This is a genomic window from Antarctobacter sediminis, assembly GCF_019218285.1.
Classification (GTDB): domain Bacteria; phylum Pseudomonadota; class Alphaproteobacteria; order Rhodobacterales; family Rhodobacteraceae; genus Antarctobacter; species Antarctobacter sediminis.
In genome coordinates, this window is record NZ_JAHUZG010000001.1 from 711,019 (window position 1) to 737,093 (window position 26,075).

Annotated in this window: 30 protein-coding genes and 1 tRNA gene; 24 read left to right on the plus strand and 7 right to left on the minus strand. The window is 61.5% G+C overall.

What is annotated here, in order from left to right:
- Window positions 1-13: 13 nt before the first annotated feature.
- Both KJP30_RS03355 and KJP30_RS03360 read right to left on the minus strand, forming a co-directional pair.
- Window positions 14-610, minus strand: coding sequence for a pyridoxamine 5'-phosphate oxidase family protein (locus KJP30_RS03355; RefSeq protein ID WP_218447583.1), 597 nt, complete (start codon window positions 608-610; stop codon window positions 14-16).
- A 10-nt stretch (window positions 611-620) separates the two neighbouring features.
- A complete protein-coding gene (locus KJP30_RS03360; protein ID WP_218447584.1) occupies window positions 621-1,085 on the minus strand; it encodes a nuclear transport factor 2 family protein in 465 nt (154 codons plus the stop codon).
- A 181-nt stretch (window positions 1,086-1,266) separates the two neighbouring features.
- Here KJP30_RS03360 and KJP30_RS03365 point away from each other — a divergent pair, with 181 nt between their 5' ends.
- From KJP30_RS03365 to KJP30_RS03375, 3 genes are all read left to right on the plus strand, one after another.
- The gene (locus KJP30_RS03365; RefSeq protein WP_218447585.1) at window positions 1,267-1,860 is read left to right on the plus strand and encodes a TetR/AcrR family transcriptional regulator; all 594 of its coding nucleotides are present in this window, start codon (window positions 1,267-1,269) and stop codon (window positions 1,858-1,860) included.
- A 233-nt stretch (window positions 1,861-2,093) separates the two neighbouring features.
- Complete coding sequence (locus tag KJP30_RS03370) at window positions 2,094-2,561, plus strand: (2Fe-2S)-binding protein (protein ID WP_218447586.1); 468 nt, start codon at window positions 2,094-2,096, stop codon at window positions 2,559-2,561.
- On the plus strand, window positions 2,561-4,876 hold the full coding sequence (locus KJP30_RS03375) for a xanthine dehydrogenase family protein molybdopterin-binding subunit (protein ID WP_246594335.1): 2,316 nt from the start codon (window positions 2,561-2,563) through the stop codon (window positions 4,874-4,876). The genes KJP30_RS03370 and KJP30_RS03375 overlap by 1 nt, the downstream gene beginning before the upstream one ends.
- Window positions 4,877-4,931: 55 nt before the next feature.
- Here KJP30_RS03375 and KJP30_RS03380 read toward each other — a convergent pair whose 3' ends face one another.
- Entirely contained in the window at window positions 4,932-5,846 is a 915-nt protein-coding gene (locus KJP30_RS03380) for a LysR family transcriptional regulator (protein ID WP_218447587.1), read from the minus strand.
- Window positions 5,847-5,961: 115 nt separating this feature from the next.
- Here KJP30_RS03380 and KJP30_RS03385 point away from each other — a divergent pair, with 115 nt between their 5' ends.
- The 3 genes from KJP30_RS03385 to KJP30_RS03395 are packed head-to-tail and all read left to right on the plus strand — an operon-like array spanning window position 5,962 to window position 8,994.
- Window positions 5,962-6,948, plus strand: coding sequence for a TIGR03571 family LLM class oxidoreductase (locus tag KJP30_RS03385; protein ID WP_218447588.1), 987 nt, complete (start codon window positions 5,962-5,964; stop codon window positions 6,946-6,948).
- 18 nt (window positions 6,949-6,966) lie between these two features.
- A complete protein-coding gene (locus KJP30_RS03390) occupies window positions 6,967-7,791 on the plus strand; it encodes an aldo/keto reductase (RefSeq protein WP_218447589.1) in 825 nt (274 codons plus the stop codon).
- Between the two features lie 12 nt (window positions 7,792-7,803).
- The gene (locus KJP30_RS03395; protein WP_218447590.1) at window positions 7,804-8,994 is read left to right on the plus strand and encodes an MFS transporter; all 1,191 of its coding nucleotides are present in this window, start codon (window positions 7,804-7,806) and stop codon (window positions 8,992-8,994) included.
- A 78-nt stretch (window positions 8,995-9,072) separates the two neighbouring features.
- Here the strand turns inward: KJP30_RS03395 and KJP30_RS03400 are convergent, their stop codons facing one another.
- Entirely contained in the window at window positions 9,073-10,056 is a 984-nt protein-coding gene (locus KJP30_RS03400; RefSeq protein ID WP_218447591.1) for an AraC family transcriptional regulator, read from the minus strand.
- 150 nt (window positions 10,057-10,206) lie between these two features.
- Here KJP30_RS03400 and KJP30_RS03405 point away from each other — a divergent pair, with 150 nt between their 5' ends.
- The 16 genes from KJP30_RS03405 (at window position 10,207) to KJP30_RS03480 (ending at window position 22,940) form a co-directional block, all read left to right on the plus strand.
- Complete coding sequence (locus KJP30_RS03405) at window positions 10,207-11,034, plus strand: NAD(P)H-binding protein (RefSeq protein ID WP_218447592.1); 828 nt, start codon at window positions 10,207-10,209, stop codon at window positions 11,032-11,034.
- 29 nt (window positions 11,035-11,063) lie between these two features.
- Entirely contained in the window at window positions 11,064-11,486 is a 423-nt protein-coding gene (locus KJP30_RS03410; RefSeq protein ID WP_218447593.1) for a DUF4345 domain-containing protein, read from the plus strand.
- A gap of 653 nt (window positions 11,487-12,139) precedes the next feature.
- Entirely contained in the window at window positions 12,140-13,273 is a 1,134-nt protein-coding gene (locus tag KJP30_RS03415; protein WP_343222735.1) for a tyrosine-type recombinase/integrase, read from the plus strand.
- Between the two features lie 162 nt (window positions 13,274-13,435).
- On the plus strand, window positions 13,436-13,657 hold the full coding sequence (locus KJP30_RS03420) for a helix-turn-helix transcriptional regulator (protein WP_218447595.1): 222 nt from the start codon (window positions 13,436-13,438) through the stop codon (window positions 13,655-13,657).
- Window position 13,658: 1 nt separating this feature from the next.
- Entirely contained in the window at window positions 13,659-14,402 is a 744-nt protein-coding gene (locus tag KJP30_RS03425) for a hypothetical protein (protein WP_218447596.1), read from the plus strand.
- Window positions 14,403-14,880: 478 nt separating this feature from the next.
- Entirely contained in the window at window positions 14,881-15,276 is a 396-nt protein-coding gene (locus KJP30_RS03430; RefSeq protein WP_218447597.1) for a hypothetical protein, read from the plus strand.
- Window positions 15,277-15,781: 505 nt separating this feature from the next.
- Window positions 15,782-16,249, plus strand: coding sequence for a hypothetical protein (locus tag KJP30_RS03435; RefSeq protein WP_218447598.1), 468 nt, complete (start codon window positions 15,782-15,784; stop codon window positions 16,247-16,249).
- A 90-nt stretch (window positions 16,250-16,339) separates the two neighbouring features.
- Entirely contained in the window at window positions 16,340-17,884 is a 1,545-nt protein-coding gene (locus KJP30_RS03440; RefSeq protein WP_218447599.1) for a terminase large subunit domain-containing protein, read from the plus strand.
- Window positions 17,881-18,219 carry an HNH endonuclease gene (locus KJP30_RS03445; protein WP_218447600.1) on the plus strand — a complete coding sequence of 113 codons (339 nt, stop codon included), beginning with the start codon at window positions 17,881-17,883 and terminating at the stop codon, window positions 18,217-18,219. The genes KJP30_RS03440 and KJP30_RS03445 overlap by 4 nt, the downstream gene beginning before the upstream one ends.
- A 2-nt stretch (window positions 18,220-18,221) precedes the next feature.
- On the plus strand, window positions 18,222-18,857 hold the full coding sequence (locus KJP30_RS03450) for a hypothetical protein (protein ID WP_218447601.1): 636 nt from the start codon (window positions 18,222-18,224) through the stop codon (window positions 18,855-18,857).
- Window positions 18,858-18,869: 12 nt separating this feature from the next.
- On the plus strand, window positions 18,870-20,114 hold the full coding sequence (locus KJP30_RS03455; RefSeq protein WP_218447602.1) for a phage major capsid protein: 1,245 nt from the start codon (window positions 18,870-18,872) through the stop codon (window positions 20,112-20,114).
- Window positions 20,111-20,698, plus strand: coding sequence for an HK97 family phage prohead protease (locus KJP30_RS03460; protein WP_218447603.1), 588 nt, complete (start codon window positions 20,111-20,113; stop codon window positions 20,696-20,698). Before KJP30_RS03455 ends, KJP30_RS03460 begins: the two co-directional genes overlap by 4 nt.
- Before the next feature lie 50 nt (window positions 20,699-20,748).
- Window positions 20,749-21,255 (plus strand): hypothetical protein, encoded by a 507-nt coding sequence (locus KJP30_RS03465; RefSeq protein WP_218447604.1) that lies wholly within the window; start codon window positions 20,749-20,751, stop codon window positions 21,253-21,255.
- Complete coding sequence (locus KJP30_RS03470) at window positions 21,252-22,265, plus strand: phage portal protein (protein WP_218447605.1); 1,014 nt, start codon at window positions 21,252-21,254, stop codon at window positions 22,263-22,265. Before KJP30_RS03465 ends, KJP30_RS03470 begins: the two co-directional genes overlap by 4 nt.
- A complete protein-coding gene (locus KJP30_RS03475; protein ID WP_218447606.1) occupies window positions 22,258-22,647 on the plus strand; it encodes a hypothetical protein in 390 nt (129 codons plus the stop codon). The genes KJP30_RS03470 and KJP30_RS03475 overlap by 8 nt, the downstream gene beginning before the upstream one ends.
- Entirely contained in the window at window positions 22,647-22,940 is a 294-nt protein-coding gene (locus KJP30_RS03480; RefSeq protein ID WP_218447607.1) for a hypothetical protein, read from the plus strand. The genes KJP30_RS03475 and KJP30_RS03480 overlap by 1 nt, the downstream gene beginning before the upstream one ends.
- A gap of 106 nt (window positions 22,941-23,046) precedes the next feature.
- Here KJP30_RS03480 and KJP30_RS03485 read toward each other — a convergent pair.
- Window positions 23,047-23,121 (minus strand) — tRNA-Asn (locus tag KJP30_RS03485).
- Between the two features lie 67 nt (window positions 23,122-23,188).
- Window positions 23,189-24,118: an MBL fold metallo-hydrolase gene (locus KJP30_RS03490; protein WP_218447608.1), complete on the minus strand. Its 930-nt coding sequence runs from the start codon at window positions 24,116-24,118 to the stop codon at window positions 23,189-23,191.
- 54 nt (window positions 24,119-24,172) lie between these two features.
- On the opposite strand from KJP30_RS03490, the gene KJP30_RS03495 reads away from it, so the two are divergent.
- Complete coding sequence (locus KJP30_RS03495; RefSeq protein ID WP_218447609.1) at window positions 24,173-25,462, plus strand: ATP-binding protein; 1,290 nt, start codon at window positions 24,173-24,175, stop codon at window positions 25,460-25,462.
- Between the two features lie 141 nt (window positions 25,463-25,603).
- Entirely contained in the window at window positions 25,604-25,879 is a 276-nt protein-coding gene (locus KJP30_RS03500) for a hypothetical protein (RefSeq protein ID WP_218447610.1), read from the plus strand.
- Between the two features lie 65 nt (window positions 25,880-25,944).
- On the opposite strand, the gene KJP30_RS03505 is transcribed toward KJP30_RS03500, so the two are convergent.
- Window positions 25,945-26,058, minus strand: coding sequence for an entericidin EcnA/B family protein (locus KJP30_RS03505; RefSeq protein WP_218447611.1), 114 nt, complete (start codon window positions 26,056-26,058; stop codon window positions 25,945-25,947).
- Window positions 26,059-26,075 lie beyond the last annotated feature (17 nt).

Below are 26,075 nucleotides of genomic sequence, written 5' to 3' on the forward strand. Positions count from 1 at the left end.
GCGGCTTGGCGTATCAGGCAGAGGCAAAACGCTGCTGTTCCAGTTCAGCTATCCGGTCGCGCAAACGGCGGATTTCATCGCCATGCTCGGCATCGGTCCGGCGGACCGGAATATGCTGCGGACAGTTCCAGTCAAAGGCCGCGATATGGATCAAAACGGCGCGTTCGACCTGTGGAGCATCGGCAAGACTGAGGGCTTGCATGATCTTCGGATCTTCACAGATCTCGGCCTCACCCAGAAGTTTCAGCCTGCGGCCTTCGGCAAAATCCATCACAAGCAGGGATATGCGGCTGTTGCCGCGCAGGTTGCCCGTGCTGATGTACTGGCGGTTTCCGCGGTAGTCGGCATAGGCGATGGTCTGCGGGTCAAGCACCTTGAGAAATCCCGGCGACCCACCGCGAAACTGGACATAGGGCCACCCGGTTTCCGAGAGCGTTGCCTGAAAGAACCCGTCCCGTTCTTGTAGGAAACGCGACTCGACGGCGGACAATCGGGCCCCGTCCCGGCGCTCTTGGGACAAGACCCGGCCATAGATGTCGGCCGACCCATGGCGCGCCTGTTCAGCCCGAACGCGACCGGTGAACGCGATATCTGCAAAAGCATTCGCCATTCCGCCGCCCCTATAACCCGAGATCCGACAAGCCGGGATGATCTGCTGGGCGCGGGCCTTGCGGCCAACGCATCAGGCGGTCGCTTTCATGGATCGGCATGTCGTTGATCGAGGCGATACGGCGCTGCATGAGACCGTCCGGCGCAAACTCCCAGTTTTCGTTGCCATAGGCCCGGAACCACGACCCGCTGTCGTCGCGGTACTCATAGGCGAACCTGACCGCAATGCGGTTGCCGTCATGGGTCCAAAGCTCCTTGATGAGGCGGTAGTCATGTTCGCGGGACCATTTGCGGGACAGGAAAGCGACGATCTTGTCACGGCCGGAAAACTGTTCGGCCCGGTTCCGCCATTGGCTGTCGACCGTATAGGCCTGCGAGACTTTCTCAGGCTGGCGTGTGTTCCATGCGTCTTCGGCCATGCGGACCTTTTGCACGGCGGTGGTTTCGGTAAAGGGCGGGAGAGGAGGACGTGTCATTTCAGGGTCTTTTCTGTTGGGGAGGCACATTTTGATACCCACTATATAGGCAGACAGGTCTGTATATTTGTCAAACCCTCTTCACTATGGAGTGATCCGATCTCCCCTCGATTCCACCGCAAAGACATGCAATATATGCATTCATGATAGACAGAACTGTCTGATAACTTTGGAGCCTTGCGTGAAATCTCGCCGCGACGATTTGGTCGAAACCGCCCTGAAACTTTTCTACCGCCACGGCTTCAACGCCACGGGGATCGACCGCATCCTTGCCGAATCGGGCGTCGCCAAGATGACGCTGTACAAACACTTTCGGTCCAAAGACGAACTGATCCTTGCCGCGCTGCAATTGCGCGATGAACGGTTTCGCAACTGGCTGATGTCCGAAATGGAAAAAGCCTCTGCCGATCCCGAACAAAGGCTGCTGGCGATGTTCGACGCACTGGAAATCTGGTTTTTGGGCAAGGCTTTCAAGGATATGGGATTTTCGGGCTGTGCGTTCATCAATGCCGCCGGAGAGTTCGCGGCGCAGGATCACCCGGCCCACCGTCTGTCGTCCGAGCACAAGCAACGCATTGTCGACTATCTTGAAAAGACCTGCCAAGAGGCCGGGCTGCCGGACCCCGCGCAAATGGCCGAACGTCTGGCGTTGCTGAAAGAGGGGGCAATCGTCACCGCCCATGTCCGCAACATGCCCGAAGCCGCCCATCAGGCGCGCGAGATGGCCAGGATCTTGATCGCGGCCGCGCGGCGGGACGGGCAGACCGGCACCTAAGCCTTTGGCGAGCCCCGGCTTGAAAAAATCTTCATCAGGCGAACCTCGGCGCCGGCGGTTTTCACGGTGTCAGAGCCATAATGGCTTGGCCGAGGCACCTTCTGTGAATTCAGTTCCAATCTGTTTTGAAGTCCCAAGGGGTTCAGAGATCTGGCAGCGGACCCATCTGCCCCTGCGACCGAGAGGCGCAAGCCAGACCTTAAACGAGCCAGCGTTCCAAAACAGGACTTCTCATGATCAACTTCAAACTCAACGGGAAAGATGTCAGTCTTGACGTCGATCCCGACACCCCATTGCTTTGGGCAATCCGCGATGACATCGGTCTGAAAGGCACCAAGTTCGGCTGCGGTATCGGCATGTGCGGCGCCTGCACCGTTCACATTGACGGCTATGCAACGCGCTCCTGCGTGACCCCGATCTCGTCGATCGAAGGCAGCGAAATCACCACCATCGAAGGGCTGGATCCGAACGGGGCGCACCCGGTGCAGGAAGCATGGCGCAACCTGCGCGTGCCCCAATGTGGTTACTGCCAGTCGGGCCAGATCATGCAGGCCGCTTCGATGCTGGCGGACACACCCAACCCGACCGACGAAGACATTGACGCGGTCATGACCGGCAACCTCTGCCGCTGCATGACCTATCCGCGTATCCGCCAAGCCGTGCGCGAAGCTGCACAGGCAATGCAGGGAGGGGCGAACTGATGGGAGAGATGCAGCGACACCTCGCCGCCAAGGCCGCCTCACAGATGACGCGCCGCGGTTTCCTTGTCTCCATGAGCGCCCTTGGCGCAACCTTTGGGTTCCCGACAGCCTCGCGCGCGGCCATGGACCCGGGTGCGGCGGATGGCGTTCCCGTCACCGCGAATGGTGAACGGTTCGAGCCGAGCCTGTGGTACTGGATCGACGCTGACGGTACGGTGAACGTCAACATCATCCGCGCCGAGATGGGGCAGCACGTCGGCACCGCCATCGCCCGCATCCTTGCCGACGAACTGGGCGCAAACTGGGACGACGTCCGCATCACCCATGTGGACACAGACCCCAAGTGGGGCTTCATGGTCACCGGTGGCAGCTGGTCGGTCTGGCAAAGCTGGCCGGTCTATCGTCAGGCCGGTGCCGCTGGCCGCGTCGCCCTGATCGAGGCTGCGGCAACCAAATGGGGCGTCGACCCCGCCAGCTGCGAAGCCCGCGACGGCGCGGTTCATGCCGGCGACCAGTCGATTTCCTTCGGGGATCTTGTGGCCGAAGGGCTCGACCGCAGCTTTACCGAGGAAGAGCTGAAAGCGCTGCCGCTAAAGCCCGTGTCCGAACTCACCATGGTGGGCAAGGACGTCAAGGCGCTGGACATCGACAACAAAACCACCGGTCAGGCGATCTATGGCCTTGATGCCGAGATCGACGGCATGGTCTATGGTGCGCCGCTTTTGCCGCCCACACGGTATGGCTGCACCGTCACGAACATCGACGACAGCGCCGCGAAATCCGTCAAAGGTTACCGCCAGACGCTGACCATCGACGATCCCACCGGCACCGTGCCCGGCTGGGTCGTGGTCATCGGCGACAGCCTTTTCGCCGCGCGCAAGGCTGCCGAGGCCATTTCGGTTGAATGGTCCACCGGACCGGCATCGACAGTGTCGGAACAGGACATTCTGGATGAGGCACGCCGCCTGATCGGAGATACGGCGACCGGATCCATCCTGCACACCGAAAATCACCAGACGGCCCCGGTCTTTGATGCGGCTGCCGATGTGATCGAGGCAGAGTACACCACCTCGACCGTTCTGCACTTTCAGCTGGAGCCTACCAACGCGACCGCATTCCAGAACGCCGACGGCGTCTGGGAAGTGCACACTGGCAACCAATGGCAATCGCTGATCCTGCCGACGCTGGCTCAGGCCATCGGCGGGAGCGAGACCGACGTCATCCTGCGCAGTTACATGCTGGGCGGAGGCTTTGGCCGTCGCCTGAACGGCGACTACTGCGTGCCCGCGCTTTTGGCTTCCAAGGCCTTGGGCGGCAAACCGGTGAAACTGGTGCTGTCGCGCGAACAGGACGCCCATTTCGACAGCCCGCGGTCGGCCTCGGTTCAGCAGATGCGCATGGCCTTTGACCCCGATGGCACCGTCACCGGCATGGAACACCACGCGGCCGCAGGCTGGCCCACGCAGATCCTTGCCCCGGGTTTCATGCCCGAAGGGGCCAATGGCGTGCCCTATGATCCCTTTGCCATCGACGGTGCGGATCACTGGTACAGCGTCGGCGCGCATCAGGTTCGGGCAATTTCGAACGGTCTGGCCAATGACACCTTCCGTCCCGGCTGGTTGCGCTCGGTCGGACCGGGCTGGACCTTCTGGGCGGTCGAAAGCTTCATGGATGAGGCGGCACGCAAACTGGGTCAGGACCCGGTGGCGTTCCGTCTGGACCACCTGCGCGCCGAAGGCATCAACGCAGGTTCGGCACCCAATGCCGTGGGCGGTGCGGACCGCCAAGCCGAGGTGCTGCGCCGCGTGGCCGAGATGTCGGGCTATGGCAAGGGCGATCTGCCTGCGGACAGCGCCATCGGCATCGCCACCACCTTTGGCCAGTCGCGCCAGATGCCGACATGGATCGGCGGCGCGGTAAAGCTGCACGTGGATCGCGAAAGCGGCGATGTGTCGGTCGAAAAGATCTGGCTCGCCGTGGATTGCGGTGTGGTTGTCGATCCTGACGGCGCAAGGGCCCAGTGTGAAGGCGCGGCGCTTTGGGGTCTGTCCATGGCTCTGCACGAAGGCACCGAGTTCGAAAACGGCGCGGTTCGGGATGTGAACCTCGACACCTACACGCCGCTGCGGCTGGAGGATGCGCCCGAGATCGAGATCACCTTTGTCGAGAACGAGCACGCGCCCGTCGGCCTTGGTGAACCGGCGACGACAGTGATCGCACCGGCCATCGGCAATGCCATCGCCGAGGCTGTTGGCGTGCGGATGCGCAGCCTGCCGATCACGCCGGACAAGATCCTGGCGGCGCTGGCTGGCTAAGTCTTTGTCTACGAAACCTCAGGGGGCGGGCGCGCCCCCTGATTTACATTGCGGCTCAGGCCGCTTCGGCCCCGGACAAATACCCACGCAGCCGTGCCGTGGTGAAATCGAGAAACGCGCGAACCCGGTTCGGCACACGTTCGCCACCCAGAAAGACGGCATGAACCTCTTCGGTGTCGCCCTCGGTGGCCCCGGCCAGAACCTCGACCAGTCGACCGGCCTTCAGATCCTCGCGCACGTGAAATTCGCCGATCCGGGCCAAACCCATTCCCGCCACCGCCGCCCGGCGCACCGTTTCGCCGTTATTGGCGATCAGCGGCCCCTCGACCATGCGATCCACGATGCGCCCGCTGTCCTTCAATGGCCAGACCGCGTTGGTCCGGCGAAAATTGAAACCAAGACACTCGTGATCTTCCAGATCATGGACCGACGCCGGTGTGCCGTGTTGTTCAAGGTAATCCGGGCTGGCCACGATCATGCGCTTGGCGGTGCCCAACCGGATCGCCGTCATCGAGGAATCCGGCAGTGGGCCAACACGAAAGGCCACATCGGTCCGGTCAAGGTACAGATCGACGATCTCATCCGAGAGCGAGAGATCGACGGTGATCCTTGGGTGCAGCCGCCGAAACTCGGGCAAAAGCGGCTCCACTCCCAGCATTCCGAACCCCACCGAACTGCTGACCCGAACCCGGCCGCCCAGACAGGAAGAGCCCTGCGACAAATCCCGTTCCACTGCCGCCATTTCATCCAGAACGTCGCGGCTGCGTTCGTAATAGATCCGGCCTTCCTCCGTCAGCGCAAGTCGGCGGGTCGACCGTTCCAGCAGGCGCACGCCAAGCCGTTCCTCCACCCGCGCCACCAGTTTGCTGACCGTAGAGGGGGTCATGCGCAGCGTGCGCGCGGCCTCGGAGAAACTGCCGCTGTCCACCACCTGCAAAAAGACCTGCATCTCGCCCGCGCGATTGTCCATACGCCCCACCTTTGTGAATTCACTTCACAGATAATGTGGAGCGTCGATCCGTTATCAAGACCCCGGGCCACAGCTATCTCGCACCTATCCAATTCAGGACGGAAAGGGCGCGGAAATGCTGAAAAAGACATCACTTGACCTGATCCGCAAGTCGGATCGCATGACGCTGGGCATTGAATTGCCGCTGGACAACGATTGGTCCGAGGCCGGAACTCGGAAACGTCAGGCCGAGGGCCGCCCGTTTGGCGTGCCGGACCTGTCGCGCCAGACAGAGCTTGTCCGCAAAATCGACGACACGGGTTTCAGTGCCGTCTGGGCACGGGATGTCCCGGTCTTTGACACCGTTAACATGGGCGACGCGGGGTCGGTCCATGATGTCTTTGCGCTTATGGGCTATCTCGCGGCCATCACGCGCAACGTGGCGCTCGGCTCTGCCGCCGTGGTGCTGCCGATCCGCCATCCGATGATGACGGCCAAGGCCGCCGCTTCTGTCGATGTGCTGTCCGGCGGGCGCCTGATCCTTGGTGTGGCGTCCGGAGATCGCCCCGTTGAATATCCCTTGTTGGGGCTGGATTTCGACGCCCGCGGCGAAAGCTTCCGCGACGCGGTCGATTACATGAAAATGGCATGGCAAGCTGGCGGATTGCCGGTTCAGGGCGCGCGCGTGCCGGAATACGACCTGCTGCCGCGTCCGGCGCAGGACAGTATTCCTCTGGTCGTCGCCGGACAGGCCCGCCAAAGCGACGACTGGCTGGCCGAGCATATGCAGGGGCGTTTCGTTTATCCCGGCGGCGTCGGACGGATGACCAAACAGGCCGAAGCATGGCGGGACGCCACGGGCGGGCAGGGTGCGTTCATCTCGGCCTTTCACCTCGACCTGCTGGCCGATCCCGATGCCCCCCAAACACCGCTGCGCTTTGGCGGACGCATGGGCCGCCACAGGTTGATCGACCTCTTTCGCCGCTTTGCCGCGGCGGGTGTCGACCATATCGCCATCAACCTTCGTCAATCCTCGCGCGATTTGCCCGAGGTGCTTGATGAACTCTCGACCGAGGTCATCCCCGCGCTTGCGCATAGCAAATCCGCGTCGATGGCTGCCTGACAGACAAAGGAAAGACCCATGGAAAAAGTAAACGCCAACGGACATGACATCCCGGCCCTCGGCTTCGGCGTGTTTCGCATGTCCGACGAAGAAGTCGACCGGGTGATACCGGCCGCGTTGGAGGCCGGATTTCGCCACTTCGACACGGCACAGATCTACAAGAACGAGGCCGCCCTCGGCACCACGCTTGAGGCCGCAGGGGCCAAGCGAGAGGATTTGTTCCTGACCACCAAGGTCTGGGTCGATCAATACACTCCCGACCGGTTCATGACTTCGGTCAGGGAAAGCCTGGACAAATTGCGCGTGGATGCCGTGGATCTGCTGTTGTTGCATTGGCCGGGTCATGACGTCCCTGTGCCGGACCAGGTGGCCATGTTGAACGACGTTCAGTCTGCCGGGTTGACCCGGCTCATCGGTGTCAGCAACCAGAACGTCCAGCAGATGCGCAGTTCTGTCGCCGCAAGCGCCGCGCCGATCGTGACCAATCAAGTCGAAGTACATCCCTACCTTGACCAGAGCCGTTTGGCCAAGGCCGCTGCGGATCTGGGCGTGGCCATCACCGGCTATTACGGCATGGCCGACGGGGCGGTTCCCAAGGATCCCACCCTGCAAGCCATCGGTGCCACCCACGGCAAGACCGCCGCGCAAGTGGCTCTGCGCTGGGTCGTTCAGCAAGGTTTCGTCGCCCTCTCGAAAACGGCGACGCCCGCGCGTGTGGCCGAGAATGCCGCGATCTTTGATTTCACCCTGTCCGACAGCGAAATGGCCACCATTTCCGCGCTTGCCCGGCCCGATGGCCGGATTGTCAGCCCTGACACACTGGCCCCCGATTGGGCCCTTTGAGGAACGTCCAAAATGGCTTCGCCAAAAACTGAACCCACGGCGCGATCCGGATTGATCCTGTTCGCTCTGGCCATCGGTGCCTTCGGCATCGGCACCACCGAATTTTCGCCCATGGGACTGCTGCCCGTGATTGCCGAAGGGGTCGATGTTTCGATCCCGACCGCAGGTCTTTTGGTCAGCGCCTATGCCATTGGTGTCATGGTCGGCGCGCCGATCATGACGCTGATCTTCAGCCGTTTCGGCAAGCGGGCGGCGCTGATGTCGCTGATGGGGATCTTTACCCTCGGCAATATCCTGTCGGCGCTGTCCCCTGATTACTGGAGCCTTCTTGCCGCGCGCATCGTCACCTCGCTCAACCACGGAGCGTTTTTTGGCCTTGGCGCAGTGGTGGCCGCCAGCGTCGTTCCGAAGGACAAACAGGCCAGCGCCGTGGCCACGATGTTCATGGGTCTGACCATCGCCAATATCGGCGGGGTTCCGGCAGCCACATGGATCGGCCAGCAGATCGGTTGGCGGATGGCCTTTGCGGGCACCGCCGGTCTGGGACTGATTGCCATTCTCGCACTGTGGGTCGCGCTGCCGGTGGGCAGCCGGGGCACACGCCCGGACGTCGGCAAGGAACTGCGGGTTCTGACCCGTGCGCCGGTGCTGTTTGCCTTGGCAACGACCGTCATGGGCGCCGCCGCGCTTTTCGGTGTGTATACCTATGTCGCACCGCTGTTGCAGGACCTGACCGGTGCCACCGAAGGCTTTGTGACCGCCATGCTTGTCCTTGTCGGGATCGGCTTTACGCTGGGCAATTGGATGGGCGGCAAGCTGGCGGATTGGTCCCTTGACGGGGCGACGATCCTCTTTCTTGCTGCGGCCGCGGCGCTTAGTGCTCTGATGCCGTTTGTTCTGGGCACTCAAATCGGTGCGGCGATCATGCTGACCGTCTGGGGGGCTGCGGCCTTTGCCATGGTTCCGCCTGTCCAGACTCGTGTCATGCAGGCCGCATTCGAGGCACCGGGCCTTGCCTCTTCGATCAACGTCGGGGCCTTCAACCTTGGCAATGCGATTGGCGCGGCGGTGGGCGGCTGGGTCATCCACGCGGGGCTTGGCTATGCGGCGGTTCCGGTTGCCGCAGCCGTGATGGCCGCAGCAGGCGTTGCGCTGGTGCTGGCGGGACGCAGCCCGGCGGTTGCCCGTCCTCTGGCCGCGTGAACCCAACGCCATGAAACGAACCATTTCCGCTGTCCGCTGGACCGGGGGGAATGACACCGCAAAAGGACGGGCCGACCGCTACGCGACCGCGGCATCCCCCCTGCGCCGGACCTGACCGGGCGTTGTGCCAAAGACACGTTTAAATGCGCGGTTGAACGCAGGTTCCGATTGATAACCAAGATCCGCCGCGATGGTGCCGATAGGTAGCCCGGTCTCTCGCAGCCTTTGACGCGCAAGGTTCATGCGCCATTCCGCAAGGTACTGCATGGCTGGCGTCCCCACGAGGCTGGTGAACCGCGCGGCAAAAGCCGACCGGGATTGCCCGGCCACAAAGGCCAGCCGCTCTACCGTCCAGTCCGCAGCCGGATCGCGGTGAATGGCGACAATGGCGCGACCGATCTGAGGATCGCGCGCCGCCTTGAGCCAGCCCCGATTGGCATCCGGCGAACGGGTCAACCATCGCCTGATGGCCTCGATCACGACAACGTCCGCCAATCGCGTGATCACGGTTTCGCCACCGGGTCGCAACGCGCCGGCTTCGCGCGCGATGAACCGCAATGTCCCCTGTAACCAACTGCCAGCCTCTTCGTCCCAAGGGTCAATCCTGAGAACATCGGGCAGCAGCGCCATCAGCATCGGGCTGGAGGCATGATCCAGCCGGGCCAGCCCGTACATGATGCTGGATGGCTCACCGCCACCGCCGAATTCCACGGTTTCATATAGCTCGGTAACCTTGCGGATTGGCAGTTCTTCCAGCGTCATCAACCGGGCCTTTGGATCGCTGCACAGCGCGACAGGCGCGCCATGCGTCATCAGCACAAGATCACCCTTGCGCACCTCGAACGGCGCATCATCGCCAACCTTCAACCATGCCCGCCCGTCGATAACCACGACAAAGCTCATCACCTCGGGAAAGCCCGGAATGGCAATCCCCCAAGGAGCGGTCATCCGCGACTGGCAATAAAAGGTGCCTGTCAGTTTGAGAAGATGCAGGACCTCACCCAAGGGATCGCCGATGGGTTGGGCCAAAAGGGACGGGTCGGGAACATGTGGCTTTGTCATGGGGCCAGAATGCGTCAGGACTCGCCTCTCGTCCAGAAATTGTGGACGTTCGGATAATATCGCCGGACGTTCGGGAATGGTTTGTCCAACCTGAACAGTCAATCTTGGGGCATCGACATTGACGATCATACAAACCCAAGGAAATGACCCATGCAAATCAACCCCATCCTTGTTCTCGGCGCCACCGGCAAGACCGGTAGCCGCATCACCGACCGCCTCGAAGCGCAGGGCGTTGCGGTCCGTCGGGGGTCGCGCAACGCGGACCGTCCCTTTGATTGGGCCGCGCCCGAAACATGGGGACCGGTTCTGGACGGCGTTTCGGCCGTCTATATCTCGTACTACCCGGATATAGCCGTTCCGGGTGCCGTAGAGACGGTCACGGCTTTCGTGGACAATGCCCGCTCCGCCGGGGTGCAAAAGCTGGTCCTGCTGACCGGTCGCGGCGAACATCACGCCCAACGCGCCGAGGACGTGGTCCGCAACGCTGGCATCCCCTTTACCATCGTCCGTGCGGCCTGGTTTGCGCAAAACTTCTCGGAGGGTGCCTTGCATGCGCCTGTCATGGCAGGTGTCCTGCCGATGCCCGGCGGCGACGTTCTGGAACCGATCGTTGATGTTGACGATATCGCCGATGTGGCCGCTGCCGCTCTGTTGGACCCGGGGCATGACGGTGAACTTTACGAGGTAACGGGACCGCGCCTGATGCGCTTTGCTGACATGGCCGCGGCGCTTTCGCAGGCCACGGGGCGAAGCATCGCCCATGTGCCGATCACGTTCGAAGAATTCCACGCCGCGCTCACCCGCGATCAGGGCGTGATGATCGCCGATGTGCTGACCGGCATTGCCCGGGAAACGCTGGACGGGCGCAACGCCCATCTGGCGGATGGGGTTCAACGCGCTTTGGGCCGCCCGCCGCGGGACTTTGCCACCTTCGCCACTGAGGCCGCCCGAAAGGGTGCATGGTCCAGCGCCGCATAACCCGGCCCGCCAACCAAAGGAGCATTGATATGACACGACTTGCCAAACTGACCATTGGCGCAGCCGGTGTGACCGCACTGGGCATCGGGCTTGCCATCACATTCGTCCCACAGGGTTTTTACGCGGGCTACGGTATCACGATCAGCACCGCGCCAGCCGCGCTCAGCGAATTGAGAGCCCCCGGTGCAAATCTCGCAATGCTGGGCGCCGTGATCCTTTCCGGCGTTGTCCGACCAGAGATGTCCCGCCTGTCGGCGGCTTTGGGTGCGCTGGTGTTTCTCGCCTTTGCTATTGGACGCATGATCTCGGTGGTGCTGGACGGCTGGCCCGGCGATGCCATTGCCGGAGCCATGGCCATCGAACTGGTGTTCGGCCTGTTCTGTGCCCATGCCTGGCAGCAGCTTGGCCGTGAGGTTGCGCAGCTTCCGCAAACCGCCGGACAGCCGGGGTGACAGCCGTCGGGGCAGGGGCCATGGAAGCCTTGCCCCGACACATCACAAGGACGGGCGCAGAACCGGTTCAAAAGGACCGCCCGGGCGGCTGGCGGAATAGGTGGGATGACTCAGGCCACGCCCGGCCCGCCCGGCTGAGCCATTTACCAAGCGCGCCATACGAGGACCAATCACAGCACGTTCTGCGGACAAAGACCTTTGGTCATGATTTCGAGAGCCCTGCAAATGGAGCGCCGGACGTCTCGGTTCGACAGGCGTTCGTGCTATCTGTATCTTGGTTTACACGGCATGACCGGCTCCACTGTGCCAAGCGGAGTGCCAAGAATTGTGCCAAATCGCCGAACAGCGACTCCCGAGGGAGTTTTCTGTTCTAATCCAATGGGTTGGAAGATTTGGCTCCGGCGGTAGGGATCGAACCTACGACCAATTGATTAACAGTCTAGGAAAGCCGATTTTTCGTCTAAGACCACAAAGCATCTCACAGCCCCATAAACGTCATAAAAATAGGGGCTTAACGCTCTTGTTTTTGATTCTTGTAGCCCCTAGTTTTATCGTGAAACGCCACGGAGGGTGCCTACTAAATGCCTACTAAAAAGCTGACAGCCCAGTTTGTACGTGACCTGCCCCTTGCTGAGGGCGGGCAAATCCTTTTCGTGGATGAGGCCCTTCCGGGGTTCGGGGTGAGGGTAGGTAGCAAGTCAAAAAGCTACTTCGCAGAGGGCAGGGTGCGGGGCAAAACCCGCCGCGTCACCATCGCCAAGACGGACAAGCTGACCCTGAACGATGCCCGCAAGCTGGCCAAAAAGGCGCTGGCCGAAATGGCGAACGATGTAGACAGGAATGCCGAAAAACGCCTTGAGCGCGCCAAGCTGATGACGCTGGGGCAGGCGGTAGAAGGATGGCTGTCGGAAAGGAACCTTCGCCCCAGCACAGCGGAAAGCTACGCCACGACCATGCGCCGTGAGTTTGGCGATTGGTATGAAACCCAACTGCGCCAGATTACCCCGGCCACCTTCCAAAAGCGATACATGCAAATCCTTGACCGCACTTCTGCCGGGGCAGCATTGGCCGTGCGCACATTCAAGTCATGCTGGAACTGGGCGCGGGCCGACCTGACAGACGGGGCAGGGAACCCGCTCATTCCCGAGTGTCCCGCCGACATTGTGTCCCGCAAGAAAATCCTGCCGAAACCCAAGCGCAAGGCGACCTACGTGCACGATTGGGCCGCGTTCTTCGATGCCCTCGACAGTCTCGAAACCAACTCGAACCGGCACCGGGACGCAGGCGAAAACTTCCGGGCTTTCATGGAACTGCTGGCCCGCTCTGGTTTGCGTCAGGCTGAGGCTGCAAACATGCGCTGGGAACATGTGGACATGAAGCGCGGCACCTTCGTCATTCCAGCCGAACGCGCCAAGAACGGGCAAGAACTGGTGCTGCCCATGTCGGACCAAACGCGTGCCCTGTTTGAGCGCCTGAGAGAGCGCACAGAGGGCCTTCCGTATGTCTGGGGAGACACCCCCCTGCGTGATCCTCGCAAGACCCTGACGCGCTTCCGTGAGGCTCTGGGGTGGGATGTAGGTTTTCACGACATGCGCCGGAGTTTCGCAGTCGTGGCAACCGTACTCGACGTGCAGCAATCGAAGGTGAAACGCCTGCTGAACCATGCCACAGGCAATGACGTTACAGCGGGCTATCAAGTACTTTCAGACCCTGAAATCCTTCGCAACTCCGTCCAGCAAATATCTGATTGCATTGACGAAAAGCGAATCGCGAAGATAGCTTCTTGACGTTTTAGGCCGCAATGGCCATTCTTTGCACGCGCTTGATCCACGGAGGGAACGCCGCGCGCCGGAAACCACAGCCTGCGGGCTTGGGAATGAGGCTTAGGCACTGGCGCAGCGAACCCTCAACCCCGGCACAACCTGTGCCCGCACTCCGTGGATCATGTCATGACACTGAAACTCAAGAAGACCACCCGCCACCTTCTGACCAGCGCAGAAGCCGCCGAAATCATGGGCGTGAGCAAACGCTTCCTTGACCTTGACCGGCACGAAAGCCGCGCCAACGGCACTCCGCCCAAAATCCCGTACACCCGACTTGGCCACCGGAGCGTCCGCTATCGCTATGAGGACGTGAAGACGTACATCGACGCCAACGTGGTCGGGGGCTGACATGGACCTTTCGACAATCAAACTCTGGACGGAGCCTGACTGGCCACGTGATAGACTGGGCAAGCCCTATGACTTCGCCCGCATGGGCGATTACATCACGCGCGGGCTAATCCTGTCTGCGCTTGTGCCGAAATCAAAGGAAGGACGCAGCCGCTGGGGACATGTCCATGTGCTCGACGTGCTGCATCATCGCCTTTTCCGGGCCACCCGCAGGCAGAAGCGTAAGGATCATCCCGCATTCGGAGATTACATGTTCACGTGGGACGCTCTCGGCACCTTGGCTGAGCAAGCCGCAATGCCGGTGAAGTCCTTCCGAAACACGATGCAGGACCTCAAGCGCTGGGGCATCGTCCACGTGGCACAGGCCAGTTTGTCGGAGCCAAACAGCTATCGCTTGACCGACCAAGCTTTTGCCGTGGCCCAGTGCCTGCAAGCCCTGCCTCTGGCCGTGGAATGGCTGCTTCAAGACCTCGACAGCCTCGACACCCAAAAACGCCAGCGGGTGATTGATCTGGGCGACCGACTGCCCGCCGGGAATTGGCAAAAGCTGTTTCCCAAGTGGATGGCCGAACCTGAGACGCAAGCACTGATCCAAAAATGGCACAAATCCGACGATGGGGGCGGGCGCAGGCTCTGCCCAAGTCAAACCGGTTTGCAATCCCATGCCCGCGATCTGGTGGCCGCCGCGCTGGACACATCACCGGAAGAACTGGCCTCGATACCGGGCCTGAAAGTGGTGGCCTAGGAACCGTCTACGGTTCCTGCAATGAACTGTCTACGGTTCCTAGGGGGGAACTGTCTACGGTTCCTTGCGGGAACCGTCTACGGTTCATTCTGACTTCACTTCACTTCAAGTCATGCCTTCAAATCAGACTTCATGCGTTCCCGGCAAGCCGGACAACGCGAAGAACCTCCGGCTTACGCCTTCGGAAGAAAGTAAGGCTCCCCTTCGGGAAGCCCCCCAAACCCCCAAACCCCCTTTCCCCACGCGGGGGCTGGCATCGTCAGGCATGACGCGGCATAGTCTCGACGTACGACCAACCGTGTTATTAAGGCCTGTTCATTTGACCGACCAAACAGCCCAGGACGATCAGTCTTCCGCGCCAAAGAAGGATTGTTGGGACAAGCTTGAGGTTATCTCGAAATTCGTGGCACCGGCTGTCGTGGCGTTCGCTGCATATTGGTTAAACAGCCAAGTGAGCACTAGGCAGACTAGCGCGGACATGGCGCAGATCGCGGTGGGCATCCTCAGCAAAGAACCCGAGTACGATCTGAGTGACACCGAGGTTGATCCTTTGAGAGAGTGGGCCATCGCCGCGCTTCAATCTCCGGGGGCGGTGATCCCATTGACCGAGGAGGCGGCGGACCGTCTCAGACAGAAAGGGCTGCCAGTCGCAGGGTGGATGAAGGACGTGTGGGGTTCGCCGAGTACGCGTGTGTTTTCCACGGTCGAAGAATGCCAAAACTACTTCAAGGGCGACAAAGGCCTATTGTTCGGTTTGATGACGGAACTGGGTTCGGATTTTGATCTTGACGAGCACTGCAAGGAACGTGTCCGAGTCTATCAGTCGTTGCAGAGCATGATCCAGTCCTTCGCCGACCCTAACGGTTCGCCCTAGCACCGCGACACCGCGCTAGGTCCTTGCCCCAACAAATTAGTTGGGGTATCAATATACCGCTCCGATCTGTCGCAGGATCATCCACTGCCGTGGGCACGTCCGAACCAAGCGATGACGCCAACACCGTGAACAGCGGATAGAGGCTGAGCGGTTCGGACAAGCCACGACAAGCCAAGACGACAGGCCAGAGCATTCATCCAGACAAGCCCCAAGGGAACCCTGCCCGCCAAAGGGGGGACCACCGCAACTATCGGGGGGGCTGGGGGTAGGTAGATAGAGGCTTGCCGCCAAGTTTCAGGTGAGGCTAACTGGCGTCATGAGTAGCAGAGACGATTTTAGAAAACCGATCGTTCGCGAGATTGCCCAGCGGTCTGGTTACAGATGCGCCAACCCGACGTGTCTTAGGCCAACGATGGGACCGGACGGCGACCAAGGTTCCGCAAGCATCGGAGTGGCGGCGCACATAACTGCTGCGTCAGAGGGCGGGCCTAGGTACGACCTTGACATGACGCCCGAAGAAAGGAGCGCCCCCGAGAACGGTATCTGGCTCTGTCAGACTTGCAGCCGCCTGATCGACGTGGACGTGCCCAGCTACCGGGCTGACTTGCTTCGTGAATGGAAGACGCTGGCCGAGATGCGCGCCTATCTGGGCCTACGCGGTTTCGCTATCGTGGTCTCAAGAAGCTTCGACAAGCTGGAAGAGAAGATGCCTGACCTTATTGCCGAGATGCGGAAGGACATTGCTGATTTTCCGTTTTCGCGAACTTGCGTCGCTATGTCGAGCAAAGCGGCCTTCAACGGCGATCCTGACAACCCGACGTTGATCTACTACACCGACAAATACGAACATCTCGTTTCCAAGATGAAGGTCATGGAGAATTACGCAGCTTTGGTCGATGTGACGACCAAGGTGCACACTCCTAAGTTTGAGCTGACCGAAGACTTCGTGGAATACCTCCAACTGCCCAGATAGACCTTCGGTTTGGCAACCCCCTTGAGCCACTAGGACCGATTCGGACCTATTTTTGTTGACCTGCTCGAATCTGGGATTCATGCCAAGTGCATGGTCCTACGCTTCAAGAAACCCAAGGTGTCAACACCGGTCCACCATACTAAGCCTGTGGACGCTCTGGCTTCGTGGCTGGAAGCGAACTTCGTCATCCCGAGCGGTATCAGCCGGGGCCAGCCCTTCGGCCTCCACGACTTCCAGCGCGCCTTCCTCGCTGACCACCTCGCCAACGCCGACGACAACGGGCCAGCCTATCGAACGGTGATCCTGTCGTGCCCGCGCAAGCTGGGCAAAACGTCTCTGCTGGCCGCGCTTGTCGTGGCCTACATGAGCGAGGACAGCCCCCTGTTTGTGCCCGGATGGCGCGGGGCTATCGCAGGCCCGACCGAAGCACATGCCCAGATGCTGCTACAGGCCGTTGCTGATCTGCTGGACGTGAACGGGCGCAGCAACATCAAGTATCGCCGCAGCCCAAAGCCGGGCAGTCTCGTGGGGGATGGCGGCACCAGCTTTCAGGCTCTGACCGGATCACCGACCCAAGGTCACGGGCTGAGCCTCGACCTTGCCGTGATCGACGAAGCGGGCCTGCTCAAAGAGAACAGCGAGGTGATGCAGAACCTCTTGGACGCCTGCGCCGCCCGCGATGGCCGCATGGTGATTACCGGCACGCGGGGCACCTCAGCCCAGTACCGCGAAAAGCTGGAACGTCCCGACCCCTCGACTTGCGTCCATCTCTACAGCGCCTCACTCGACGCTGATCCGGGCGACCGGAAGCTGTGGCACGCGGTCAATCCCGGTTTGGGCGACATCAAGTCGGAACGCTTCATGGCCGACGCCTATGAGCAAGCCAAGGCCGCAGGAACCACCGTCGCCTTCATGGCGTGGCAACTCAACGCTCCGGTTGATCCCATGCGCCAGATTGTCATTGAGTATTCGGACCTGTCCGCCTGCTACGACGAAGACGCAGAACCGATACCGGGTGAGCCGGTTTGGCTGGGGCTTGATCTGGGCGGCGCTGCCAGCATGACCGCCGCCGTGGCCGTCTTCGAAAGCGGCGTGATCCGAAGCGTGGGGGCCTTCCCGTCCGCAGCCATGACACTGGCCGAACGTGGCAAGCGCGATGGCGTGGGCCTGACGTGGCAGGAATGCGCGAAGCGTGGCGAACTCAAGGAAACGACCGGACACGTCTCCGAACTGACCGAGTTTGTCCCGCATGTCCTTGAGATGATCCAAGGTCACCCTGTCGTCAGTGTGACTGGCGACCGCTTCCGAGATGCGGAACTGCGTAACGCTCTGGCCAAGTGCGAGGTGACATGGCCGCTTCAACTCCGGGCGACCGGTCCGAAGGACGGCAACGCCGACATTCTGGCGCTGCGCCGGTTCTTCCTCGCCCGCAAGGCCCGCCTGAAACGCAGCCTTTTGCTGGAAGCATCGCTTGCCGAAGCGGATTGCCGGGTGGCCGCAACGGGTGCCCTCAGCCTCGACCGTGCCCACCGTGATGGCCGCAACGATCTTGCCGCCGCCCTGATCCTCGCCGCAGGTAGCCGAATGCGGGACCTCGACCGACCACAAGCCGAGGTGGAGGTGCACGTGCTATGACCCGCCAGCAAGACCGCAGCACAATCGACACCGCCCGCTGGGCAAGGGTTCGCCACGCTGTCGCCGAACGTGCTGCCTTCCGCTGTGAGTGCTGCGCCCGCTTCGTGGGTCTGCATGGTCAGGCCGATCACGTAGTGCCGCGCAGCCGATGCGAAGCCGAAGGCATCGACCCTTTCGACATGGCCAACCTGCAATGGCTATGCGCCGGGTGCCACAGCCGCAAGACAAATGCCGAAAAGATGGAAGGCCGGACCCGCAAGGACCGCACCGCCGTGCGCCGTTCCCGCGTCGTGGGCCGGGGTGCGTATCTGTCTGCATTGCAGAACGGGGGGTAGACATGACCGGCCCCCTCAGCTTTCAGCTTCGACAAGGCGGCCAAACCACCGATGCCAAGACCGGCCTTGATCTGCTGGCCGACCGTTTCCGCGAAGGCCAGGACGAACTGGGCATCCCCGTAAGCCGGGAAATGCGCCGCTTCCTCGAAGAACAGATGCAGGAACTGGCAAGCCGTCACGGGGGCAGCATCACGACTTCCACCACCTTGGCCCGACGCTCTGGCAAGCTTGTTGCCGCTCTGCGCCGTGCTGCCCGAGTGAAGGACGTGAAGACGCTGGGCAGGGTGACGGGCCGGGTGAAGCTTCGTGCCGACCGGGCCGTGCATGAAGACGGGGGCAGGATCAAACCGACCTCAGGCCAGTATGTCACGGTCCCGCTGCCCGCTGCTCTCAATGCGAACGGCACGCCCAAGAAGCAACGTGCCCGCGACTGGCCCAACACGTTCACGGCCAAGAGCAAGGCGGGCAATCTGCTGATTTTCCAGCGTAGGGGCGGAAAGCTGATACCGCTCTATGCCCTCAAGAAATCCGTCACCGTGCCAGCGAGGCTAGGTGCGGTTCGGAGCGCCCGCAATGACGCACCGATTTTCGCCGACCGTGCTCTGAGCGCGATCATTGACCATCTCCTAGAAGACTAGAAAGGCGCTACCATGCTGAAAAGTCAAGAAATCCAACTGGCGCAGTCGAAGCGCCGTGAACGTATGGCCGAAATCCAGAAGGCCGATGAAATCTCCGATGAGGGCCGCACCGAACTGCGTTCCCTGACCGACGCCTACAGCAACGCGGAAACGGAGTTTCGGGCCGCTGTCATCATCGAAGACGCCGAACGGGCCGCGATGCGCGAACCCGACAAGGCCGCGTCTGACTTCGACGCCGAATGCCGCGCGTTCAACATTGCCGCAATGGTCGAAGCCCTCGAAGGCCAGAAGCCGCTTTCGGGCCGTGAAGCCGAAGTTTCGCAGGAACTCGAAGAACGCCACGGCGCTGCCTCGAAAGGCGTCCGGTTTCCTTGGGAAGCCCTGCTTGAAACCCGCGCCGACGCCACAGTGACCGCGCCGGATGCGTCCAGCGGCGACCTCGCAACCCGGCCAACGATGAAGGCGCTGGAACGAATCTTCGAATCCAGCGCCGCCGCCCGCTTTGGCTTCCGCAACATCGCTGTGACCGGACAACCCCGCTTCCCTGAACTGACCGGGGGTGCCTCTGCATCGTGGGTGGCAGAGGGTGAAGGCGCTGACGCAGCCGCGATCACCACCAGCGTCACCAGCCCCAGCATCAAGACCCTGACCGCGCGCTACCTGCTGAGCCGTCAGGCGATCCGGCAAAACGCCGTGCTGGAAACGATGCTGCGCCGCGATCTGTCCGAAGTGCTGCGCGAAGCACTGGACCTTGCAGCCTTCCGGGGCACCGGGGCTGACAATCAGCCGTCTGGCCTCGACACCCTGCTGACGGGAACATCTCTTGGCGCTGTGATCGGCTACGGTTCAATTGTCGATTACTGCGTCGATCTGATGACCAGCACCAAAGCCTCCCGAATGGACGGAATAAGCGTTGCCGCTGTGCCCTTCGTTCTGGGCAATCTGATGAAGGCGACCTACGGCTTTTGCACCGAATTTGAGATGGCCAAGAAACTTGTGCCCTCCCTGACGTTCTCAAGTCAGGTGTCCGAGGTGACCGCCGGTCCTCCTGAAAGCGCAACGATGTATCTGGGTGCGCCCGCTGGTCATGCGTGGGTGCCGACATGGGGCAGCCCGGAACTGCTGGTTGATCCCTACAGCGAGAGCAAGACGGGCAAGGTGGCCCTGACCGTGTTCAGCTTCACCGACATTCTGGTGCAGCGTCAGGCGACGCACTTCATGAAGATAACGGACGTGCACCGGGGCGACGGAGCATGATTGAAAGCCGCGCCGTCTGGGCCGCGTCCCTTGAGGTGCGGCAACAGGAAGGGCGTCCCGCGATCACGGGGCGCTTTCCCTATGGCGAACTGGCGATCATCTCCGACAGAGGATCAGTCAGGAAAGAGACCATTGAACCGGGGGCGTTTTCCTACGCCCTCGAAGACCCCGACCGGGAGATTCACCTGCTGTCGGGCCACGACTACGGCAAGCCGTTGGCATCGAAGAAAGCGGGTAGCCTCGAACTGCAAGACAGCGCTGATGCTCTGACCTTCCGCGCCCTCATTCCAGCGGGTGCAGAGAAGATCACCCACGTTGCCGACGCTCTCGCAATGATCGGCGCGGGCTTGGCTGTGGGTGTATCTCCGGGATTCCGCGTGCCTCCCAAAGACGTAGTGCCCGACGCTGAGACCCTGAAACCCGAACCCGGCAACCCCGGCGTGATGATCCGGCAACTTGCGGCTCTGGTGCTCTATGAACTCTCAATAGTAACCCGACCGGCCTATCCCGCAACATCTGCTGAACTGCGCAATATGTCGTGCAATCAGTTGCACGCGCCACAACGGAAGGTGCTTCTACCGTGATAGAGCTACTTGAATCTTCGTATACGTTCGGCACCGACCCCGCTTCGCCTGTGGCAAGTGACGTTGCTCTTGAAGCTGGCAGTACAGAGGCAGAGGCCGAAGCCATGCTGAGCGCGGCTTGGCAGCAAGTGGAAGCATTCACCGGCAAGACGTACCGCACCACGACGAGCGGCACCGTTATCGTGAAGGTTTCCAGCCCGACCGTCTGGACGTGGCCGCGCTATCCGTTCCCTGAGGCTCTGACCATCGAAGCCTATAGCCAAGGCGCTTGGGTGGCATGGTCCGAAACCTACATCGCCGCCGCTGGCCTGATCGAACTGGAACCCTTCACGCTGTACCGGCTGAGCCATACGGACAACGTGCCCGCTGCCACGATCACCCCGGCGGTCACGCAGGCCGTCCACAACCTTGCCCTGTATCAGCTTATCCAAGGCCCCAGCCGCAGGGAGTTTAAGAGCCAGCAAGCCGGTGACAGCGGGTTTACCCGCGAACAACTCATGCCGGTGTTCTACGGCTCTGGTGCTGGGGCACTGCTGGCAAGCGAGGTGCGTCTATGATCTGGCCCTTCCGAAAGAAGCAACCCGACCTTGAACAGCGCGCCAGCCTTGGCGTGACCCTCGACTATATGAGCCACCGCCGAAAGCAGGTGCTGACCGACGCAGGCGTGCCATTGACCGCCACCGTGGGCACGGCAACGCATTACTGGCAGTCCGGCTTCGCCATGCTGAACGATGCCACCGGAACCTTGCGCCCTGACGTACTCGCCCAGATGGGCCGCGATCTGTGCATGAAAGGCGAAAGCGTCTGGCACATTCGGGCCGATGGCTCTGCCCTTGATCTGCTGCCCGTGGCCTATTGGGATGAACTGGGCCGGGGCAAGTATCACCTGCACATTGCCCGCGTGAACGAAACAGAGACCGTCAAGGCGCTGGCCGGGGAGGTGCTACACCTCAAGATCAACATGGACCCGGTGCAGCCTTGGAAGGGCAGAAGCCCGTGGCAGATGATGGGGCTATCCCCCTCGCTAATGTCGGAGATTGAAGGCACCTTCTCGACAGCCGCAACCTACGCAGGCAAGGGCCTGCTTCCCTTTCCGGCTGCTGTATCGGAGGAACAGAAGGGCAAGGCAATCTCTGGCCTTCAATCAGGGGCCTTGGCAGTCCGGACCAGCAAGGCCGATTACGCTCAACAGACCGGCGGACATCAAAGCGAATGGCGCAGGGTGGACCTCTCCGCCGATCTACAGAAGACGGACTTCGCCGAAATCAGCCGCGATCTGCACATTCGCCTGCTGACCGGGTGCGGCATTCCCCCGGCCTTGATGACAGAGAACGGCAACGCAGGGGCGATGCGGGAAGCATACAGGCTGTTTGTGCTGCAAACCATCCAGCCCCTTGCCCGTCAGTGTCTGCCCGAACTCATGGACAAGCTGGGCCTGACCAGCCTCACCACGGACGACATGATGAGCGCGGACGTGGCAGGCCGTGCCAGAGCCGTGGGCATTCTCACCGGGGCCGGGGTATCCCTCGACAAGGCTTTGAAGATGGCGGGCTGGGATGATGACTAAGCTTTCCCCTCTCGACATGGCCAAGAGAGCCGCAGCCCGTAGCCCGATCTACAAGACAGCCGTGCTCTATGGCGTTGCCCATGACAATGGCACCACCGCCTTCACCGCCGAGGGTAACCTACAGTTTGACCGGCTGGAACAGACCTTCGGCTATGTCGATATGAGCCGGGAAACCACCCTGACCGCTGCCCAGACTTATGAAGGCGACCACCTGCTAACCGTGCTGACTGCTGAGGCACCGAATGGCGTGGCCCTGATTCTCTTGGATGGCCGGTTCTACACCGTGCAGAGGGTGCAAGCTGGGGACGCTCTGGGCGTGTCCGTCACATTCGCCTGCAACAGCATCCCCGACGATGAACCGCCCGAGATAAGGAATGCCTGATGCCCGTGAAGCAACTCGACTGTGAACCGCTGCCCAACATCCCCGGCAAAGACGCCACCGCCGAACAACTGGCGCAGGCCATGCACGATCTGATCATCTGGGCATTAAACCGGCGACTTGGGGAACTGATTGCCGCTGGCATGACTGGCGATGACCTGAAATACCTGCACCGCATCGCCAAGCGGTTCGAGAAGGGCACGAACAAGGTAAGCGACTGGGGATGGCTGCAAGAACATATGCCCGAACTTGAGGCCGTGAGCATCCAATACACCCGGAACTGCCCCAAGACTTAGTAGGCAAGGAAAGCCCGAACTGCCTACTATCTGCCTACTAATGCCAAACACCCCTGAAACACCCTCTGCTGGGTGTCTCGTAAATCTCTGATTTACTTGGGATTTTTGGCTCCGGCGGTAGGGATCGAACCTACGACCAATTGATTAACAGTCAACTGCTCTACCGCTGAGCTACGCCGGAACTTGTGAGGAGGCGTATAACAATCTCGAATCCGGGCGTCCAGAGGCTTTTGTCACAAAAATGTGGATTACGTAGGGGCGGGCGAAAAAAATTCGAAAACGGCCTCTGCCGACAGCGCTCCTTGCGGCGCGACACGGGATTTTTCCGCAAGGTCAATGAGATGCGCCAGAACGTTCCGCGTGGCGGCGGGCAGAAGCGCGGCGGGGACCTCGGTGTAGATCCGCTCGGCCAGCGTGCGGGCGGTGGCGGGACCGTCGGAAAGGGCGTTCAGGATCTCGGCCTCCCGGCCACGGCGATGAATCAGCAGGGCCTCAAGACGCTCTGCCGGCGAGTCGACGGGCGCCCCATGCCCGGCGTGAAAGACCGACCAGTCGCGGAGCTTCAGCCGCTCCAGAGATCCCATGAAAGCGGTCAGATCGCCATCAGGCGGAGAAACAAGCGACGTTGCCCACCCCATCACCAGATCGCCGGAGAAGAGGACATCCCCCCAGGCAAAGGCCAGATGGTTGGCCATGTGTCCGGGCGTATGCAGCGCCTCGACACGCCAACCGTCCCCTTCGACAACATCGCCGTCCGCAAGCGTTTCATCAGGAGCAAATGCGCTGTCGACACCTTCTCCACCGCCTACAAGCCCCCCTTGGGCGAGGGCCTGCATCACCGCGCTGCGGCCGGCCTCGGCGGGGCCGAAGCCCAGCACGGGCGCACCGGTTTCACGCGACAACGCGCGGGCCAAGGGCGAGTGATCCAGATGGGCATGCGTCACGAGGATATGAGTGATCTTCTGCCCGGGACCAACAGCCGAGAGCAGCGCCTGCAAATGCGTATCGTCCTCGGGGCCCGGATCGATGACGGCAAGCCCGCCCGTCCCAAGAAGATAGCTGTTCGTTCCGCGAAAGGTCATCGGAGAGGCATTGGGCGCAAGCACGCGACGCAGACCCGGCGCCAGCTGTTCGGCCACACCGGGCAGAGGTCGAAATTCGGGTTGGGGATCCTGCATCGTCTTGTCCTTTTGGCGATGGCGGGCGCGGCCGCTGCGGGCTAGGCTTAGCGCATGTCCTTCAAGTGGCTCAAACAATATATGCCCCGCAGCCTGTACGGCCGTGCCGCGCTTATCCTGATCCTGCCGGTGGTGACGCTGCAACTGGTGGTCTCGGTGGTGTTTATCCAACGCCATTTCGAAGGTGTGACCGTTCAGATGAGCACCGAACTGGCGCGGCAGGTGAATCTTGTGGTCGAAGACATGTCGCAACAGGCCACGGCCCTGCGGCTGGGCATCCGCCCGCAAGCGGTGACCGAGGACACTCTGCCGGCTGCGAACCAACGCCGCTGGTATGATTTCACCGGCATCGTGGTGATCCGCGAACTGACCCAGCGAATCCCCGCGCTGGAACGCGTGGTATTGCCCAGCGACCGCGAGGTCTTTCTCTATCTGCGCAGCGACGGGCAATTGTACCGTGCCAAGGTGGAACGCACGCGTGTCTCGGCCTCAAATCCGCACCAGTTGTTCGTCAACATGCTGTTCTTTGGCGTCCTGATGACCCTGATCGCCTTTCTCTATCTGCGCAACCAGTTGCGGCCAATCACCCGATTGGCCTCGGCGGCCGAGGCTTTTGGCAAGGGCCGTTCAGTGCGGTATTCGCCTGCGGGCGCAACCGAAGTCCGGGCCGCCGGCCATGCTTTCCTTGAAATGCGGGCGCGGATCGAACGCCACATCGAACAGAGGACGATGATGCTGTCCGGGGTCAGCCATGATCTGCGCACGCCGTTGACGCGGCTACGGCTGGGCCTGTCTTTGCTGGACGATGATGATCGCGAACCGCTGGAACGCGATGTCGAGGAAATGCAGCGGCTGATTGATGCTTTCCTTGATTTCGCCCGTGGAGATGCCGAGACCGGCGACTCGGAAAAAACCGATCCCTTTGGGCTGGTGCGGGCCATTGTCGAGGATGCACAGCGCGGCGGGCAGGCGGTGGAACTTGGCGCACTGTCCGGTGAAGGTGATGCCATGCTGCGGCCGCGTGCCTTGCGCCGTGCGGTTGAGAATCTGCTGGCGAACGCCCGCCGCTATGCCAACCACAGCCGCGTGTCGGTTCAACTGACCCAACGGTCGCTGCGCATCCGGGTCGAGGACGACGGTCCCGGCATTCCCGCCGATCAGCGCGAAGACGCATTGCGGCCCTTTGTGCGGCTGGATCCGGCGCGGAATCAGGACAGGGGGTCGGGGGTCGGGCTTGGTCTTGCCATTGCCGCCGATATCGCCCGCGCCCATGGCGGCGTTTTGCGGTTGGGCCAAAGCGAGGACATGGGCGGCCTGCGCGCCGATATCGTCATCGGCCTGTGACCAAACCGTCGGTCAATTCCTGAAAACTCGACAGATACGCCACGGTTTCGCCGTTTCCCGGTCACTTAGCCGCAAGAGGTTTGGCCCAGAGTGGTCCCATCACGCCACCCCAAGTTTACGCGTTTCTACAGGAGTTTCGAAATGGCCGTCATGACCCTTGCCGCCGCTGCCCTCAGCCTTGTCACCCTTGGCGGCAGCGATGCCGATACCCCCAAGGGGCTGGTCCTCGCGCAGGCAACCCCCTTTGTCACAACCCAGGGCATCGCTGCGCCGCAAGGCGACTATATGACCACGCCCGAAGGGTGCACCTATCGCCGGACACAGGCACCCGGTCAGCCAGTGCGCTGGATCATCGTGGTCAATCCGCACCACGTCGGCAAAACCCTGTCGCCGCGGAACTGCAAGGCGATGCTGTGACCCTCTGAAACGCCAAAGCGCGCCGGGGTTCACCGGCGCGCTTTTTCATGCTGCAAGGGCAGGGGTCAGAACCAGCCTTGGACCGTTCTGGCACCAGAGGAAATGTCCTCGCCGATGCCTTCGACGGTGCCACATCCTGCCAGCCCGGCAGCCAGCGCAATTGCAATTACAACTCTCATCTCTGCCTCATGTCCGG